This is a genomic window from Lactobacillus sp. B3795 (assembly GCF_026535805.1).
Lineage (GTDB): Bacteria > Bacillota > Bacilli > Lactobacillales > Lactobacillaceae > Apilactobacillus > Apilactobacillus kunkeei_C.
Genome location: NZ_JAFNPE010000007.1, coordinates 1 through 555, shown reverse-complemented (window position 1 = coordinate 555; position 555 = coordinate 1). Strand labels below are relative to the sequence as shown.

Sequence of the window (555 nt, the reverse complement as noted above, 5' to 3'; positions counted from 1 at the left end):
TTGATTTTCAGGAGCATTGTTGTTGTCACCGTTAAATCCATCAGTTGCATTGTCGAATGCATCCTTGTATGCATCATCATTATTGTTGGAGTTCTTTTGAGCACCATTTAAAGCATCCGCTGAACCCTTAGCAATGTCGTAACCAGCCTTGTATGCGGTTGATTGGGTTGCGTCAGGTGCTGCTGGACTATTTGGATCGTTAGCAGCTTGTTCACCAGCAGCAGCATCGTCTTTGACAGCTTGGTAAAGCTTTCCTTCAGCACTATTTGCATCATATGGATTAGTTTTTACACCATCTGTGTAATCCCCAAGTGCTTTACTTACTACTGGAGTAGCAGCATCAAGAGTCTTATTGTATGCATCTTTGTAAGCTAATGACTTATTAGTTAGGTCAGGAGCAGCCTTCTTACCAGTGGCAACATCATAAGCATCCTTAGCGGCTTGGTAACCATCTCTTTCAGCTTGTGATGGAGAAGCTGGTAGACTTTGACCAGCGGTTGCTAAATCAGCACCGATTTTTGAGTCATTCTTAGCTTTTTGACCAGCTTGGTAAGC

At 43.1% G+C, this 555-nt stretch carries 1 protein-coding gene; it reads right to left on the bottom strand.

Annotated features, from left to right (window positions below):
- Nucleotides 1–555 (bottom strand): hypothetical protein (locus J3U50_RS04500; protein ID WP_301945652.1); only part of this gene is annotated, 555 nt, incomplete at both ends.